Below are 16,751 nucleotides of genomic sequence, written 5' to 3' on the forward strand. Positions count from 1 at the left end.
ACGCTAAAAAATAAGCTAGAAAAGCATGCTAGGTTGCTTTTCTTTCGTTTTTAAGATATAATATTATGGATTGTCAACGAGGAGGATAAACTTTTGAGTGAAAAAACAAGAGAAGACGAAAAATTAAGCTTTAAAGAGCAAATTTTACGTGATTTAGAACGAGTTAAAAAACATGAAGAAGATCAGGAAGAAGTTAATTTAGCTTCAATAAAACCTCAACTTTCTTCTAAAAATGATCAGTCAATAGAAGACTTGATGGAAGATTCTCTATCAACTGTAGAGGATATTATGAGAAACGCTCCTACCGTGCCGACTCACCCCAGCCAAGATTTACCAGCTTCTCCAGCATATGAGATAAAAAGAGAAACTCTTACTGTTCCAAGTCATCCCAGTCAAGATGTTCCTTCTTCTCCCGCGGAAGAGGCTGTAAGACAAGCTCCACTTGCTCCTAGTCACCCGAGTCAAGAAGGACCTTCTACTCCATCAGCGGAGGGAGTATCAAGACCAACTCCAGGACCTGTTAGTCCTAGAAAAGTAGAAAAGGAATTTAATGAAATCCCAACAAGAGTAGCTGTTTCTTATAAGACAGAAGCTGAAAAAGAACCTCAGAAAGAAGTAGCAAAACCAGAACCAGTTACGGAATCGGAAGCTGTTGAAGTCGTTACTGAAACTCCACGTCGTAGTCGCCGCGAGACAGTTAAACCAGTTAAGAAGAAAAAATCACATTTGAAGGCTTTCTTCATTTCACTACTGATTTTCCTTGCCCTGATTTCGGCAGGTGGTTACTTCGGTTATCAGTATGTTCAGTCATCTTTATTACCAGTTGATGCTAATTCTAAGCAGTATGTAACCGTTCAAATCCCGGAAGGATCAAATGTCCAAGAGATTGGATCAGCACTTGAAAATGCTGGTGTGATTAAACACGGAGTGATTTTTGCTTTCTACGCTAAATATAAGAATTATTCAGATTTGAAGGCTGGATATTACAATTTGCAAAAGAGCATGAGTACAGAGGATATCATTAAGGAACTCCAAAAAGGTGGTACTCCTGAACCTCAAGAACCTTCACTTGCAGATTTGACCATTCCAGAAGGATATACCATTGATCAAATTGCCCAAGCTGTAGGCCAATTACAAGGTGAATTTAAAGAACCTTTGACCGCGGATGCTTTCTTGGCTAAAGTTCAAGATGACAACTTTATCATTCAAGAAGTTGCTAAATATCCTAGTCTACTTGAAAGCTTGCCAACGAAAGAAAGTGGCGTTCGTTATCGTTTAGAAGGTTTCCTCTTCCCAGCGACTTACTCTATCAAGGAAAGCACGACTATTGAAAGCTTGATTGATGAGATGTTGGCAGCTATGGATAAAACCTTGGCTCCACACTACAGTGCAATTAAGTCTAAAAACTTGACAGTTAATGAATTGCTAACAATTGCTTCACTTGTTGAAAAAGAAGGTGCTAAGACTGAAGACCGTAAGTTGATTGCAGGTGTCTTCTACAATCGTTTGAACCTTGGTATGCCACTTCAAAGCAATATTGCAATCTTGTATGCCAAAGGGAAACTTGGCCAAAATATTAGCCTAGCAGATGACGCTGGAATTGATACATCGATTAATTCACCATACAATGTTTATACAAAACCTGGTTTGATGCCTGGTCCAGTGGATAGTCCAAGTAAGGACGCGATTGAGTCAAGTATCAACCAAACAAAGAGTGAGAACCTATACTTTGTAGCCAATGTTACAGATGGTAAAGTCTATTACGCAGTTACTCAGGAAGAACATGATCGTAATGTAGCTGAGCACGTTAATAGCAAGCTTACTCAAAATAGTAGTTCAAACTAAGACTACACAAATGAGAATCTCAGATAGAGATTCAATACTATCGAAGGAAAGTTGAGAAAAATGGCAGAAAAAACATATCCTATGACCCTTGAGGAAAAGGAAAAACTTGAAAAAGAATTAGAAGAATTGAAATTGGTCCGCCGTCCAGAAGTGGTAGAACGCATTAAGATTGCCCGTTCATACGGTGACCTTTCTGAAAACAGTGAATACGAAGCAGCTAAGGATGAACAAGCCTTTGTTGAAGGACAAATCTCTAGCTTGGAAACAAAAATCCGCTATGCTGAAATCGTCAATAGCGACTCAGTTGCCCAAGACGAAGTAGCGATTGGTAAAACAGTCACTATTCAAGAAATTGGTGAGGACGAAGAAGAAGTTTATATTATCGTAGGTTCAGCGGGTGCAGATGCCTTTGCAGGTAAGGTTTCAAATGAAAGCCCAATTGGACAAGCCTTGATTGGCAAGAAAACAGGTGATACAGCAACTATTGAAACACCTGTTGGTAGCTATGATGTAAAAATCTTGAAGGTTGAAAAAACAGCCTAAAAATAGAAAAAAGGAGTGGGGAGGCAGTGCGCTTCACTCACTCCTTTTTCCATTTTGCTACTCTTCGAAAATCAAATTCAAACCACGTCAGCGTAGCCTTGCCGTACTCAAGTACAGCCTGCGGCTAGCTTCCTAGTTTGCTCTTTGATTTTCATTGAGTATAAATTAAATTGAATTGGAGACGTTATGAGTTCAAAGAAGAAAAAAAATAAGATGGAGCGTGGTTTGACCAATCGTCACGTGCAGGTTATGGCCATCGCTGGAACAATCGGAACAGGACTCTTTTTGGGAGCGGGTCGCTCAATTAGCCTAACAGGTCCGTCCATTGTACTGATTTATATGATTACTGGGGCTTTTATGTTCCTCATGATGCGTGCGGTTGGGGAAATGCTCTACCAAGACCCTGAGCAACATACCTTTATCAACTTTATCACGCGCCATTTGGGTAAGGGCTGGGGCTATTTCTCAGTTTGGTCTTACTGGCTATCCGTTGTCTTTATCGGTATGGCGGAAATCACAGCTATCTCTCACTATGTTCAGTTTTGGTTCCCTAGCTGGCCAAGCTGGATGATTGAGATTGGATTTTTGACCATTCTAGCCTTGGTCAATTTGATTGCGGTGAAGCTCTTTGGGGAAGTTGAGTTTTGGTTTGCTATGGTCAAGATTGTGGCTATTTTAGCCATGATTGCAACAGGAGCCTTTATGGTCTTGACAGGCTTTAAAACACCTCATGGAGTAGCAAGTTTAGCTAATATTGCCGACAATTTCTCCCTCTTCCCTAATGGTGGAGTGAACTTTGTCATGGCCTTCCAGATGGTTTTCTTTGCCTACCTCATGATTGAGTTTATCGGGGTAACGACTTCAGAAACCAAAAATCCACGTCAGGTCTTGCCAAAAGCCGTTAAGGAAATTCCTTTGCGAATCGCCTTTTTCTACGGTGGTGCCCTCTTAGCCATCATGGCTATCATTCCGTGGCGTGAACTTGCTTCGGCTGATTCTCCTTTTGTAACAGTATTTGAATTGGCAGGTATCAAGTGGGCAGCGGCCTTGATTAACTTCGTCGTTTTGACGTCAGCAGCATCTGCTCTTAATTCAACCCTTTATTCAACAGGTCGTCATTTGTATCAGATTGCCCATGATTCGCCCAATCCATTTTTAAAGGCTATCAAGGCAGATACTCTTTCTCGCCATAATGTGCCACAAAATGCCATCATCGCTTCAGCAATCTTGATTGCCCTAGCAGCCTTTATTAATGTCTTGCCAGGTGTTTCGGATGCCTTTGCCTTGATTACGGCATCATCATCAGGTGTCTATATCGCCATTTATATTTTGATTATGGTGGCTCACCTTAAATACCGCAAGTCACCAGACTTTATGGCAGATGGTTATCTCATGCCCCATTATCGTTTCCTAAATCCTTTAACCATGCTCTTCTTTGCCTTTGTCTTTGTAACCCTCTTTTTACAAGAGTCTACATTTGTAGGAGCAGTCGGCTCAGCTATCTGGATTATCGGTTTTGGGATTTACAGCCAGTGGAAATTTAGAAAGTAGATTAATACTCAATGAAAATCAAAGAGCAAACTAGGAAGCTAGCCGCAGGCTGCTCAAAACACGGTTTTGAGGTTGTGGATAGAACTGACGAAGTCAGTAACATATATACGGCAAGGTGAAGCTGATATGGTTTAAAGAAGTATAAGGACTCATCAACTCAGGTTGGTGAGTTTTTGCTAGTTTGACAGTCTATTGAAATAAGACTATAATCAAGCTGTAACAGTATTTGAGGAGGTTTAGATGTACTTTAGATTGGAAAATAAGGAATCCCATAAATCACAAGAAATAGGGAATCTGATTCGTGCTTATAATCGTTCAAAAAGAGAAGAGGCTGAAAGTGAGCCACTGAATCTTTATGTCGAAGATGAAAAGGGCAATCTCCTGGCAGGTTTGATAGCAGAGACTTTTGGAAATTGGCTAGAAATCGAGTATTTATTTGTAAAAGAGGAACTGAGAGGGCAAGGAATCGGTTCAAAACTATTGCAGCAAGCAGAAACTGAAGCTAAGAATCGAAACTGTCGTTTTGCTTTTGTCAATACTTACCAGTTTCAAGCTCCAGATTTTTATAAAAGGCATGGCTACAAGGAAGTCTTTACCTTACAAGACTATCCCTACATTGGGCAAAGATATTATTACCAAAAGAATTTGTAAGGTGAATATGAAGTGATAGGCTCGTACATGAGTATGGAGGTGGACTGATGGATATGAGTAACTATCGATAAGTACCAGTTAGAACCTAGAAATTGTGTCTTTCTAGACGATATTGAGGACAATACAAGATTAGATGTGAAATCTCATGAAGCTGTAGATGTTTTGAAAAAATTGAATAAGCAGAAAACTCTCTATCTTTTTTGTGGTGGAGAGTTTTTTGTTAATAAAATATTGCAAAACGACAGTTATATATTGCATTAAGTTAGATATATGATATAATGTTGTTAAAAAGAGGCGCAACTTTTTAAAATTAATGAGAATCAAAGAGAAAACCAAGAATATTAATGGAGGAATAAAAATGGAAGTTATAAATGTAAGTAAGCATTATGGTCATTCAATCATTCTCAAAGATATAAATTTTGCACTTAATAAGGGTGAAATTGTTGGTCTAGTAGGGAGAAACGGAGTTGGAAAGAGTACATTGATGAAAATTCTTGTTCAGAATAATCAACCGACTTCAGGGAATATTATAAGTAGTGATAATGTTGGGTATTTAATCGAAGAACCAAAATTATTTTTATCTAAAACAGGTTTAGAGAATTTAAAATATTTGTCAAATTTATATGGTATTGACTACAATCAAGAAAGATTTGGAAGTTTGATCCAAGAGTTAGATTTGACTCAGTATATTAATAAAAAAGTAAAGACCTATTCTTTGGGTACAAAACAAAAATTAGCTTTGCTTCTAACTCTCGTTACGGAACCAGATATGTTGATTTTAGATGAACCGACTAATGGTTTAGATATTGAATCATCACAAATAGTTTTAGCGGTTCTAAAAAATTTAGTTTTACATGAAAATGTGGGAATTTTAATATCGAGTCATAAATTAGAAGATATTGAAGAAATTTGTGAGAGAGTCCTTTTCTTGGAGAACGGGCTTTTGACATTCCAAAAAGTAGGAAAAGATAGTCATAATTGCTTATTTGAGATAGTTTTTTCATCAGCTACAGATAAAGACATTTTCATTACCAAACAAGAATTTGGGGATATTGTTCAGGAAGAGGGACTGAAAATTACTATGTCTGGGAATATTCAAAGTAGTGAGCTTTTTAAATTTTTTAACGAAAACTCTATTAAAGTAGTTGATTTTGAAACTAAAAAAGAGACGCTTAAAGATATTTATCTAAATCGTTCAAAATAAAGGAAGGTTATAATCATGAAATTAAATAAATTGAATTTTCTTAAGGAAAATATAAGAGATTTATATTCATCAGGCGTAATATATCTCGGATTGATTATCTCGTTTATACCGCCGATACTGGTTACATTCTTTATTCTAAAGACTCAAGGGACATCACTTGGTATTAAGCATATTTCAAATTTTTATGCTATGCTCGGTATGTTAATGGCTGTTATACATGCTAACCGAATTATTAGCAGGGATTTTTCCTACAATACGATCAGTTTATTTTATAATCAACAGAAAAATCGGATGATTTACGCCTTGTCCAATTTTCTATATGCCATCTCAGTTTCCATTATCTATGCTTTGAATGGTATTGTGTTACTAGTCATCGTAAGTAAATTGGGTGTTCCAGGTGATTTAGGATTAGATTTTATAGTAGCCATTGTAGTCAATACAATTTTGTTAGTCCTATTTTATTTTCTATTATCTTACATTTTCTATTTATACAAATTGAAAAGTGGGTTGGTATTTGGTATTTTAGTAGCTTTACTACTCTTTATCCCTAATATATTAAATACGATTATGATGAATACTAGTAATGATTTGTTTATCAAAGCAATTGAACTTCTTCCTTTTTATTCTTTACCTGTATTTGTGGCTTCGAATACGATGTCTATTAGTCAGTATCTTGTGGCAACCACTACAATCATTTTATTGTACTTGTTCACTCTCAAGAAAAGCAAGGAGTATTCATTGTAGTTTCATTTAGTATTATTTTGCAGATTTAAAATCCAGCTAAAAATCAGTCATCTTGGTATGCTCCTGTTCTTGCTGTTCACCACGTTTTTGACTTATACTAGACTCAATTCCAAAAGCATTATATAATAGTGATATGAAACTGACTAAACTAAACAAGAAATACAATCAATAAAAACTCGTTTAAAAGATCCTACTAAAGCTAATACTAAACAAAAATCAAAGAACAAACCAGGGAGTTTATTTCAAACAACCTAAAATACTGGTTTTATGCTGAAGATAATACTGGATTGCAAATTAATGGGGTTATAATAAATGGCTGATAGCTTGTGTTAGTTTGGAATTTTTTAAGAGTAGATGAATATTAAAGCTAAACGGAGGACGCAGGTGGCTAAAAATTTAAAATTAAAATTAGCTCGGGTAGAGCTTGATTTAACTCAAGGTCAACTGGCAGAGGCTGTCGGGGTGACGCGCCAGACTATTGGTTTGATAGAAGCAGGGAAATACAATCCCAGTCTCTCGCTCTGCCAGTCCATTTGCAGATGTTTAGGGAAAACCCTAGACCAACTATTTTGGGAGGAAGAAGATGGTAAATAAATTCATTCATTATCAATTACTTGACGAAAGAGAAGAACAACTAATCAATAAAGCTGGAGCAGAGTCCTTTTCACTCTTTATTGGGCTTGTACTTCTAAGCTATTTGGTGGCAGTGTTGGCTCCATCTCTTTTTAATCCGAATTTTCTAGTCTATACTCTGATAGTAGGAATTTTCTTCTTTTTCAATCGTGCCCGTTATCTGGGAGTGACCTACTATAGTCGTTTTCATTTTACGATTTTGGGTTGTTTTTTTCTAACTTTGGCTATTACAGCTCTTTTGATGTTACAGAATTATCAATTCAACATAGAAATTTATCAGCACAATCCTTTGAACGTTAAATACCTGTCTGCTTGGGCAATTACTTATGTCATTTACCTTCCCTGGGTTTTTATTGGCAATCTTGGTCTGAAGAGCTATGGCGAATGGGCTCAGAAAAAATTTGAACAAGACATGGATGAACTGGAGAGTGGTGAATAGCTTGTTACTCTTTTCTCAATCCAGCTAAAATGTGATATAATAGTACTAATTTATTGGAATACATGAAAGTTCTTGAAAATTTTCATGGGTTTCTAGCTAAGGAAGTAGGAAAAGTATGTATCCAGATGATAGTTTGACATTGCACACGGACTTGTACCAGATTAACATGATGCAGGTTTACTTTGACCAAGGGATTCACAATAAAAAGGCGGTCTTTGAGGTTTATTTCCGCCAACAGCCTTTTAAGAATGGCTATGCGGTTTTTGCTGGTTTGGAAAGAATTGTGAGCTATCTTGAAGACTTGCGTTTTTCAGATAGTGATATTGCCTATTTGGAGTCGCTAGGCTATCATGGGGCATTCTTGGACTATCTCCGCAATTTCGAGTTGGAGTTGACCGTTCGTTCTGCCCAAGAAGGGGACTTGGTCTTTGCAAATGAACCCATTGTGCAGGTGGAAGGCCCTCTAGCTCAATGTCAATTGGTCGAAACGGCTCTTTTGAACATCGTCAATTATCAGACCTTGGTGGCGACTAAGGCAGCTCGTATTCGCTCGGTTATCGAAGATGAACCCTTGATGGAGTTTGGGACACGTCGGGCTCAAGAAATGGATGCGGCTATCTGGGGAACACGCGCAGCGGTGATTGGCGGTGCCAATGGAACCAGCAACGTGCGTGCTGGTAAACTCTTTGACATTCCTGTCTTGGGGACTCACGCCCATGCCTTGGTTCAGGTTTATGGCAACGACTATGAGGCTTTCAAGGCTTATGCTGCGACCCATAAAAATTGCGTCTTTCTTGTGGATACCTATGACACCCTTCGCATTGGGGTACCCGCTGCCATTCAGGTGGCGCGTGAGCTGGGTGACCAAATTAACTTTATGGGTGTGCGGATTGACTCTGGGGATATTGCCTACATTTCCAAGAAAGTCCGTCAGCAACTGGACGAGGCTGGATTTACAGAGGCTAAGATTTACGCTTCTAATGACTTAGACGAAAATACCATCCTCAACCTCAAGATGCAAAAGGCCAAGATTGATGTCTGGGGTGTGGGTACCAAGCTGATTACAGCCTATGACCAGCCAGCTCTTGGGGCAGTTTACAAGATTGTTGCAATCGAAGATGAAAATGGCCAGATGCGCAATACAATTAAGCTGTCTAATAATGCAGAGAAAGTGTCTACGCCAGGTAAGAAGCAGGTGTGGCGCATTACCAGTCGTGAAAAAGGCAAGTCAGAAGGCGATTATATCACTTATGACGGTGTGGATGTGAGCGACATGACGGAAATCAAGATGTTCCATCCGACTTATACCTACATCAAGAAGACGGTTCGTAATTTTGATGCCGTTCCTCTCTTGGTGGATATCTTCAAAGACGGAAAATTGACTTACAGCTTGCCTAGCTTGACTGAGATTCAGGCTTATGCTCGTAAGGAATTTGACAAGCTTTGGGATGAGTACAAGCGCGTGCTCAATCCGCAGCACTATCCAGTGGATTTGGCGCGTGATGTATGGCAAGACAAGATGGACTTGATTGACAAGATGCGCAAGGAAGCCCTTGGTGAAGGAGAAGAAGAATGAGTTTGCAAGAAACGATTATCCAAGAACTGGGCGTGAAACCAGTGATTGATGCCCAGGAAGAAATCCGTCGATCCATTGATTTCTTAAAAAGATACCTGAAAAAACATCCCTTTCTTAAAGCTTTTGTACTAGGGATTTCTGGAGGGCAGGACTCGACTTTGGCAGGTCGTTTGGCTCAATTGGCTATGGAAGAACTGCGAGCAGAAACGGGAGATGACAGCTACAAATTTATCGCTGTCCGCCTGCCATATGGAGTACAAGCCGATGAAGCAGATGCTCAAAAAGCCCTAGCATTCATCCAGCCAGATGTCAGCTTGGTAGTTAATATCAAGGAATCAGCTGATGCCATGACAGCTGCAGTTGAAGCGACAGGTAGTTCTGTCTCGGACTTCAACAAGGGAAATATCAAGGCACGTTGCCGTATGATTGCTCAGTATGCCCTGGCAGGTGCCCATAGCGGAGCGGTCATTGGAACAGACCACGCCGCGGAAAATATCACAGGTTTCTTTACCAAGTTTGGTGACGGTGGTGCGGATATTCTCCCTCTTTACCGCCTCAATAAACGCCAAGGAAAACAACTCTTGCAGGAACTTGGTGCAGACCCAGCCCTTTATGAAAAAATCCCAACAGCAGACCTAGAAGAAGACAAACCAGGCCTAGCTGACGAAGTAGCCCTTGGAGTCACTTATGAAGAGATTGATGACTACCTAGAAGGCAAAACAATCAGCCCAGAAGCTCAAGCGACTATTGAAAATTGGTGGCACAAAGGCCAACACAAACGCCACCTACCAATCACTGTATTTGATGATTTTTGGGAGTAAAAACCTCCAGTGGAGGTTTTTACCCCGAGCATGGAAACAGGTAAGCGAGGAAGGTTCGGTAACTCGAAGAGTTCGATTTCGTAGTCTCACCCCCGCAACGATGACTAGGTTTGAAAAAGCTTGCTAGAGCGCATTTCAAACCAGACAGCGACTGCGTCAAGGGATTAGATGAAAAACTCGTTTTCTAGCTGTTACTGAGTTTAGCCTTTTTACTCCGAGTCTAGAAACAGAAGAACGAGGAAGGGCCAGTGGAGGTTTTCAGCCTCTCACCTTGAAATAAGAAAGTGAGAGGAGGTCCAGTGGAGGTTTTTACCCCGAGCATGGAAACAGGTAAGCGAGGAAGGTCCGGGGAATCTTTTTAGCTTATTACCTTGAAATTCAAAAGCAAAGTAAATTTAAATTGAGGTTGTGCAGAGAACCATCTATCAGAAAGCGAGGTAGCGTAATGAAAGCAATCGGTACGCAAATATTACAGACAGAACGTTTGATCTTGAGAAGATTTGTGGAGAGTGATGCGGAAGCCATGTTTCAAAATTGGGCTTCATCTGCTGAGAATCTGACCTATGTCACCTGGGATCCTCATCCTGATGTTGAAGTGACTCGGAACTCGATTCGAAATTGGGTTGCATCCTATACCAATCCCAACTATTACAAATGGGCCATTTGTCTCAAAGAAAATCCAGAGCAAGTGATTGGAGATATCAGCATCGTTGCAGTAGATGATAACGATTCTTCTTGTGAAATTGGATATGTGTTAGGCAAGGCTTACTGGGGACGTGGGATTATGACAGAGGCCTTAAAAACTGTCTTGGACTTTTGTTTTACTCAAGCAGGCTTTCAAAAGGTTAGAGCACGATATGCCAGTCTCAATCCAGCTTCAGGTCGCGTCATGGAGAAGGCTGGAATGTTCTATCTAAAAACCATTGTCAATGGTGTAGAGAGAAAAGGCTATCTTGCTGACCTTATTTATTATCAGATAAACAGAGAAGACTAGTGAATTTTCTTTTCTGTTTCCATCGAAGTCAGACTGTGTCTGGCTTTTTTTGCACCATTTTTTACATAATCTGATTAAATTCCTATTTTTCCCTATCATTATCCCTGTTTTTTCTGGAGTTTTGGGGCTATAATAGTCCTATCAAATCAAAGAATGGAGGAAGGCAATGGATAATATAATCTTTTTTATCAGTGTTTTTCTTGCTGGAATTCTTTCCTTCTTTTCTCCTTGTATCTTACCCTTGTTACCAGTCTATGCAGGGGTCTTGTTGGATGATAAAGATGGTGCTCAGGCTTCTAGCGGCAAATTTTCAATCTCAATTGTTAGTTTATTGAGAACTCTAGCTTTCATAGCGGGGATTTCCTTTATCTTTATCTTACTGGGTTATGGAGCTGGCTTTTTAGGAGACCTGTTGTATACCTCTTGGTTTCAGTATGTGACGGGTGCGGTTATCATTCTCTTGGGCTTGCACCAGATGGAGGTCTTACATTTTCAGGGACTCTACAAGGAAAGGAGGCTACAACTAAAGAGACAGGAGCAAAAGGGTAAGGGCTATAGTCAGGCATTTTTACTGGGGTTGACTTTTAGTTTTGCTTGGACGCCTTGTGTAGGGCCGGTTCTTGGTTCTGTTTTGGCCTTGGCGGCTTCAGGTGGCTCAGGTGCTTGGCAGGGAGCTGGTCTCATGTTGGTGTACACGTTAGGTTTGGCGCTACCATTCTTGGTTCTAGCCTTAGCCTCCAGCTATGTTTTGAAACATTTCCGAAAACTCCATCCCTACCTCGGAACCCTCAAAAAAGTGGGTGGTTTCATCATTATCGTGATGGGAATCTTGGTGCTTTTGGGAAATGCGTCTATTTTGACAAGATTATTTGAATAGAGAGGAAGAAGAAATGAAAAAATGGCAAACATGTCTCCTTGGAGTCGGATCAATCTGTTGCTTGGCAGCCTGTTCGGCCAAAAATATGTCAGATGAATCTACTATGAAGGAGGAAACTAAAACAGAACAAGTCAGTTCACAAACTGCGACTAAAGGTCAGGCGGTTGCTGATTTTGAACTGATGGGAGTAGATGGCAAGACCTACCGCTTGTCTGATTATAAGGGTAAGAAAGTCTATCTCAAATTCTGGGCTTCTTGGTGTTCCATCTGTCTAGCTAGTCTTCCAGATACGGATGAAATTGCTAAGGATGCTGGTGATGATTATGTGGTCTTGACAGTGGTGTCTCCTGGACACAAGGGTGAACAAGCAGAAGCAGACTTTAAGAATTGGTACAAGGGCTTGGATTATAAAAATTTTCCAGTTCTAATTGACCCGTCAGGCAAACTTTTGGAAAGTTATGGTGTCCGTTCTTACCCAACTCAAGCCTTTATAGACAAGGAAGGCAAGCTGGTCAAAACGCAACCAGGTTTTATGGATAAGGATATGATTTTAAAAACATTGAAAGAAATGGGGTAGAGAAAGGTCATGAATGATAAAGTAAAATTGTTTGTCTTGGCAGGAATTTTTGTCCTAGCTATAAGTGGTTTCTATTTTCTATTGATGCGAAATACAGGGCAGACAGATAGCTCTCAAATTGAGAAAGCGGCAGTTAGCCAAGGAGGAAAAACAGTGAAAAAAACAGAAGTGAGTAAAGATGCAGACTTGCACGAAATTTATCTAGCTGGGGGATGTTTCTGGGGAGTTGAGGAATACTTCTCACGCGTTCCCGGAGTGACGGATGCCGTTTCAGGCTATGCAAATGGTAGAGGGGAAACAACCAAGTACGAATTGATTAACCAAACAGGTCATGCGGAGACTGTCCATGTCACCTATGATGCTAATCAAATTTCCCTCAAGGAAATCCTGCTTCATTATTTCCGCATTATCAATCCAACCAGCAAAAATAAACAAGGAAATGATGTGGGAACCCAGTACCGTACTGGTGTTTATTACACAGATGACAAGGATTTAGAGGTGATTAACCAAGTCTTTGATGAGGTGGCTAAGAAATACGACCAACCTCTAGCGGTTGAAAAGGAGAACTTGAAGAATTTCGTAGTGGCCGAGGATTACCACCAAGACTATCTCAAGAAAAATCCAAATGGCTACTGCCATATTAATGTCAATCAGGCAGCCTATCCCGTCATAGATGCCAGCAAATACCCCAAACCAAGTGATGAGGAATTGAAAAAGACCCTGTCACCTGAAGAGTATGCAGTCACCCAGAAAAATCAAACAGAACGAGCTTTTTCAAACCGTTACTGGGATAAATTCGAATCTGGTATCTATGTGGATGTAGCAACTGGCGAACCCCTCTTTTCATCAAAGGACAAGTTCGAGTCTGGTTGTGGTTGGCCTAGTTTTACCCAACCCATCAGTCCAGATGTTGCCACCTACAAGGAAGATAAGTCCTACAATATGACGCGCATGGAAGTAAGAAGTCGAGTGGGAGATTCTCACCTTGGCCATGTCTTTACGGACGGTCCACAGGACAAGGGTGGCTTACGCTACTGTATCAATAGTCTTTCTATCCGCTTTATTCCTAAAGACCAAATGGAAGAAAAAGGCTATGCTTATTTACTAGATTATGTCGATTAAGAGGGCTTTCCTAAGCAGTTAGAGGAGAATTTTGCTATACTGATACTAGTAAGTGACAAAGGAGAGAAGCATGACCTACACAATCTTAATCGTAGAAGATGAATATCTGGTGAGACAAGGTTTGACCAAGTTGGTCAATGTAGCAGCCTACGATATGGAAATCATCGGTCAGGCTGAAAATGGAAGGCAGGCTTGGAAATTGATACAAAAGCAGGTGCCAGATATCATTTTAACCGATATCAACATGCCCCAGCTAAATGGTATCCAGTTAGCCAGTCTGGTCCGTGAAACCTATCCTCAGGTTCATCTAGTGTTTTTGACAGGCTACGATGATTTTGATTATGCCTTGTCTGCTGTCAAATTAGGTGTGGATGACTACCTGCTCAAGCCCTTTTCTCGTCAGGATATTGAGGAAATGTTGGGGAAAATCAAGCAAAAGTTGGATAAGGAAGAAAAGGAAGAGCAGTTACAAGATTTACTGACCGATAAGTTTGAAGGAAGCTTGGCCCAGAAAATCCATTCTCATCTAGCTGATAGCCAATTTAGTTTAAAATCTTTAGCCAGTGACTTGGGATTTAGCCCGACTTATCTGAGTTCTTTGATTAAGAAAGAGTTGGGCTTGCCTTTTCAGGATTATCTGGTGAGAGAACGTGTCAAACAAGCCAAGCTTTTGCTTTTGACTACAGATTTGAAGATTTACGAGATTGCAGAGAAGGTTGGCTTTGAAGATATGAATTACTTTACCCAACGCTTTAAACAGATTGCGGGTGTGACGCCTCGTCAGTTTAAGAAGGGGGAAGGTCGATGAAACGTTCGTCTCTTCTAGTTAGAATGGTTATTTCTATCTTTTTGGTCTTTCTCATTCTCCTAGCTGTGGTTGGGACTTTCTACTATCGATCTAGTTCTTCAGCCATTGAGGCTACCATTGAAGGCGATAGCCAAACGACTATCAGTCAGACTAGCCACTTTATCCAGTCTTATATCAAAAAATTAGAAACCACCTCGACCAGTTTGACCCAGCAGACAGATGTCCTAGCCTATGCTGAGAATCCCAGTCAAGACAAGGTAAAGGGAATTCGAGATCTATTTTTGACCATCTTGAAGGCAGATCAGGACTTGAAAGCTGTTGTGCTGGTAACCAAGTCTGGTCAGCTCATTTCTACAGATGACACTGTGCAGATGAAAACATCTTCAGATATGATGACTGAGGATTGGTACCAAAAGGCCATTCATCAGGGTGCTAAGCCAGTTTTGACCCCAGCTCATAAATCAGATAGTCAATGGGTTATTTCTGTCACTCAGGAACTTCTTGATGCAAAGGGAGCCGATCTGGGCGTTCTTCGCTTGGATATTTCCTATGAAACTCTGGAAGCCTATCTCAATCAACTCCAGTTAGGTCAGCAGGGCTTTGCCTTTATCATCAATGAAAACCATGAATTTGTTTACCATCCTCAACACACAGTCTATAGCTCAGCTAGTGAAATGGAAGCCATGAAACCCTACATTGAGACAGGGCAGGGCTATACGCTCGACCACCAATCCTACGTCAGTCAGGAAAAGATTGCAGGAACTGATTGGACGGTGCTTGGCGTGTCATCACTGGAAAAGTTAGACCAGGTTCGGAGTCAACTCTTGTGGACCTTGCTTGGGGCTAGTGTCACATCACTTCTTGCCTGTCTCTGCTTGGTGTGGTTCAGTCTCAAGCGCTGGATTGCCCCTTTGAAGGATTTGAGAGAAACCATGCTGGAAATTGCTTCTGGTGCTCAAAATCTTCGTGCCAAGGAAGCGGGTGCTTATGAACTGAGAGAGGTGACTCGTCAGTTCAATGCCATGTTGGATCAGATTGATCAGTTGATGATAGATGTTCGTATCCAGGAGGAAACGACCCGTCAGTACCAACTTCAAGCCCTATCAAGCCAGATTAATCCGCATTTCCTCTATAATACCTTAGACACCATCATCTGGATGGCTGAATTTCAGGATAGTCAGCGAGTGGTTCAGGTGACCAAGTCCTTGGCAACCTATTTCCGCTTGGCGCTCAATCAAGGTAAGGACTTGATTTGCCTGTCTGATGAAATCAATCATGTTCGCCAGTATCTCTTTATCCAGAAACAACGTTATGGGGATAAGCTAGAATACGAAATTAATGAAACTCCTGCCTTTGATAATCTAGTCTTGCCCAAGCTGGTGCTACAACCTCTAGTAGAAAATGCTCTTTACCATGGTATTAAAGAAAAGGAAGGTCAGGGACATATTAGAGTTTCTGTCCAGGAACAGGATTCGGGCTTGGTCATCCGCATTGAGGATGATGGAGTTGGCTTCCAAGCTGCTGGCGATAGTAGTCAAAGTCAACTCAAACGTGGAGGAGTTGGTCTTCAAAATGTTGACCAACGGCTCAAACTTCATTTTGGAGAAGATTACCAGATGAAGATTGATTCTGTCCCCTCAAAAGGAACGACAGTTGAAATATACATAAATAGAATAGAAACTAGCTAACTCCCAGTCAATTCTGGGAGTTTTATGCGTAATTGGGCAAGCTTTCTAGGTTGTCTATCTTGCTAAAAAGTAGAAAAAACGATATGATAGATAATGACAAAAGAGGTATCAAGTATGAAGGAAAAAGACATTCAAAGAGAAACAAGCCAGATTGTAAAAGATGTATTAGAAAAGGCCAATTTGAAGCAAGGATCTATCTTTGTTTTGGGTCTTTCTTCTAGTGAGGTGATAGGTGGTCAGATTGGCAAGGAATCCAGCCAAGAAATTGGGGAAATCATTGTGAAGAACATCCTAGATATCCTAGAGGAACAAGGAATTCATCTAGCCGTTCAAGGTTGTGAACATGTCAATCGGGCCCTCGTCGTTGAACGTCAGGTGGCTGAACAGTTTGGTCTGGAAATAGTTAGTGTCCTTCCTACTCTCCATGCAGGAGGTTCGGGTCAATTGGCAGCCTTCAAGTTGATGCAGGATCCAGTTGAGGTTGAATTTATCAAGGCTCATGCTGGATTGGATATCGGAGACACTGCAATTGGCATGCATGTCAAGCATGTTCAGGTTCCGATTCGCCCTCTTTTGAGAGAGATTGGGCATGCCCATGTAACGGCTCTTGCAAGTCGTCCAAAATTAATCGGAGGTGCGCGTGCGCATTATCCACAAGATTCTATTAGAAAGTCGTGA

At 40.6% G+C, this 16,751-nt stretch carries 17 protein-coding genes; all 17 read left to right on the forward strand.

Annotated features, from left to right (window positions below):
- Window positions 1-93 precede the first annotated feature (93 nt).
- Window positions 94-1,845 (forward strand): endolytic transglycosylase MltG, encoded by a 1,752-nt coding sequence (mltG, locus tag NMM26_RS09080; RefSeq protein WP_101781378.1) that lies wholly within the window; start codon window positions 94-96, stop codon window positions 1,843-1,845.
- Between the two features lie 60 nt (window positions 1,846-1,905).
- Entirely contained in the window at window positions 1,906-2,388 is a 483-nt protein-coding gene (greA, locus tag NMM26_RS09085) for a transcription elongation factor GreA (protein ID WP_000818768.1), read from the forward strand.
- A gap of 186 nt (window positions 2,389-2,574) precedes the next feature.
- On the forward strand, window positions 2,575-3,939 hold the full coding sequence (locus NMM26_RS09090; protein WP_254754299.1) for an amino acid permease: 1,365 nt from the start codon (window positions 2,575-2,577) through the stop codon (window positions 3,937-3,939).
- Between the two features lie 240 nt (window positions 3,940-4,179).
- A complete protein-coding gene (locus NMM26_RS09095) occupies window positions 4,180-4,590 on the forward strand; it encodes a GNAT family N-acetyltransferase (protein ID WP_000273894.1) in 411 nt (136 codons plus the stop codon).
- Between the two features lie 358 nt (window positions 4,591-4,948).
- Window positions 4,949-5,794 (forward strand): ABC transporter ATP-binding protein, encoded by an 846-nt coding sequence (locus NMM26_RS09100; protein ID WP_084926871.1) that lies wholly within the window; start codon window positions 4,949-4,951, stop codon window positions 5,792-5,794.
- Window positions 5,795-5,809: 15 nt separating this feature from the next.
- Window positions 5,810-6,538, forward strand: coding sequence for an ABC transporter permease (locus NMM26_RS09105; RefSeq protein WP_000773484.1), 729 nt, complete (start codon window positions 5,810-5,812; stop codon window positions 6,536-6,538).
- 384 nt (window positions 6,539-6,922) lie between these two features.
- On the forward strand, window positions 6,923-7,132 hold the full coding sequence (locus tag NMM26_RS09110; protein WP_001107500.1) for a helix-turn-helix transcriptional regulator: 210 nt from the start codon (window positions 6,923-6,925) through the stop codon (window positions 7,130-7,132).
- Window positions 7,122-7,610 carry a DUF6773 family protein gene (locus tag NMM26_RS09115; RefSeq protein WP_000247408.1) on the forward strand — a complete coding sequence of 163 codons (489 nt, stop codon included), beginning with the start codon at window positions 7,122-7,124 and terminating at the stop codon, window positions 7,608-7,610. The genes NMM26_RS09110 and NMM26_RS09115 overlap by 11 nt, the downstream gene beginning before the upstream one ends.
- A 115-nt stretch (window positions 7,611-7,725) precedes the next feature.
- Window positions 7,726-9,186: a nicotinate phosphoribosyltransferase gene (locus NMM26_RS09120; protein ID WP_000283132.1), complete on the forward strand. Its 1,461-nt coding sequence runs from the start codon at window positions 7,726-7,728 to the stop codon at window positions 9,184-9,186.
- Window positions 9,183-10,007 (forward strand): ammonia-dependent NAD(+) synthetase, encoded by an 825-nt coding sequence (nadE, locus tag NMM26_RS09125; RefSeq protein WP_254754300.1) that lies wholly within the window; start codon window positions 9,183-9,185, stop codon window positions 10,005-10,007. Before NMM26_RS09120 ends, nadE begins: the two co-directional genes overlap by 4 nt.
- Window positions 10,008-10,452: 445 nt before the next feature.
- Window positions 10,453-11,001, forward strand: a complete 549-nt coding sequence (locus tag NMM26_RS09130) for a GNAT family N-acetyltransferase (protein ID WP_254754301.1) — start codon at window positions 10,453-10,455, stop codon at window positions 10,999-11,001.
- 166 nt (window positions 11,002-11,167) lie between these two features.
- Window positions 11,168-11,878: a thiol-disulfide oxidoreductase-associated membrane protein CcdA2 gene (gene ccdA2, locus NMM26_RS09135; RefSeq protein ID WP_254754302.1), complete on the forward strand. Its 711-nt coding sequence runs from the start codon at window positions 11,168-11,170 to the stop codon at window positions 11,876-11,878.
- A gap of 13 nt (window positions 11,879-11,891) precedes the next feature.
- Window positions 11,892-12,455, forward strand: a complete 564-nt coding sequence (locus NMM26_RS09140; RefSeq protein WP_101781361.1) for a redoxin family protein — start codon at window positions 11,892-11,894, stop codon at window positions 12,453-12,455.
- Window positions 12,456-12,464: 9 nt separating this feature from the next.
- A complete protein-coding gene (gene msrB, locus NMM26_RS09145) occupies window positions 12,465-13,577 on the forward strand; it encodes a peptide-methionine (R)-S-oxide reductase MsrB (RefSeq protein ID WP_101781359.1) in 1,113 nt (370 codons plus the stop codon).
- 70 nt (window positions 13,578-13,647) lie between these two features.
- Window positions 13,648-14,385: a response regulator transcription factor gene (locus NMM26_RS09150; RefSeq protein ID WP_000222635.1), complete on the forward strand. Its 738-nt coding sequence runs from the start codon at window positions 13,648-13,650 to the stop codon at window positions 14,383-14,385.
- Window positions 14,382-16,073 (forward strand): sensor histidine kinase, encoded by a 1,692-nt coding sequence (locus tag NMM26_RS09155; protein ID WP_000831108.1) that lies wholly within the window; start codon window positions 14,382-14,384, stop codon window positions 16,071-16,073. The genes NMM26_RS09150 and NMM26_RS09155 overlap by 4 nt, the downstream gene beginning before the upstream one ends.
- Window positions 16,074-16,187: 114 nt before the next feature.
- On the forward strand, window positions 16,188-16,751 hold the full coding sequence (locus NMM26_RS09160) for a TIGR01440 family protein (RefSeq protein ID WP_000659515.1): 564 nt from the start codon (window positions 16,188-16,190) through the stop codon (window positions 16,749-16,751).

This window comes from Streptococcus sp. CF7_Ac1-8, assembly GCF_024295435.1.
GTDB classification, from domain to species: domain Bacteria; phylum Bacillota; class Bacilli; order Lactobacillales; family Streptococcaceae; genus Streptococcus; species Streptococcus mitis_AP.